Raw genomic sequence first — 893 nt, forward strand, 5'->3', positions numbered from 1 at the left:
GCTCGCACCCAGCGCCTTGAGCACGGCGACGTCCGCGGAGCGCTGCATCGTCCACACCGTGAAGAACGCGCCGACGACGAGCGCCGAGACGCCGAAGAGCATCGCGATCATCAACGCGAGCGAGCCGATCTCGGACCGGAACGTCGGCAGGGCGGTCAGGCTCGACAGGGGAGGGGATGCCACCGTCCCCGTGCCCGCGGCGATCTCGTCCCACGCGGGGGTGCCGTCGACCGCGAGCACCGTCGCCGCTCCCGTCCCGCCGAGCCGCTGGTCGAGCGCCCTCCACGCCGCCGAGGTCATCGACACCACCGGCGTGTGGCTGTACGACAGGTCGTCGCCGATCCCGGCGACGCGGAAGCTCTGCCCGGCGATCGTCACCTCGTCGCCCGCGGCCGCGCCCAGGGCCGTGGCCGCGCCGGACGACAGGTCGACGTCGCCGTCGTGGGTCGGGGCGGGGAACGTCGTCCCGGCATCGAGTCCGAACAACGCCACCCCGCCCGAGCCGCCCGGGCCCTCGGCGCGGGTCTGCACGATGCCCACGGCAGCGACCGCGTCGACCCCCGGCGCCGTGCGCCAGGCCGCGACCGTGTCGTCGTCGATGGCCGAGTCCGCGAACGTGGCGGCGGCGTCGCCCACCGGGTGCAGGACGAGCCGGTCACCGGGGAGCGCGAGGACGGCCGAGACGTTCTGCGCGGCGAGGCCGCCGGTCAGGCCCGAGAGGAAGCCGACGAGCAGGGTGATGAGGGCGACGACCGCCCCGATGAGGGCGAACCGCCCGCGGGCGAACCGCAGATCGCGCCATGCGACGTACACGTCGCCTCCTTCCGCCGGCGGATCTCGCCGGCACTCCTCCAGCGTCGTCGTGAGCCCGCGCCGGGGCATCGGGGCAAGGG

Annotated in this window: 1 protein-coding gene; it reads right to left on the minus strand. The window is 75.0% G+C overall.

Going from position 1 to position 893, the window contains the following annotated elements; genetic code table 11:
- Positions 1-813 (minus strand): ABC transporter permease (locus DBR36_RS15890; RefSeq protein WP_108320679.1); only part of this gene is annotated, 813 nt, incomplete at its 3' end.
- Between the last annotated feature and the right edge of the window lie 80 nt (positions 814-893).

It is taken from the genome of Microbacterium sp. HMWF026 (assembly GCF_003061325.1).
GTDB lineage: Bacteria > Actinomycetota > Actinomycetes > Actinomycetales > Microbacteriaceae > Microbacterium > Microbacterium testaceum_E.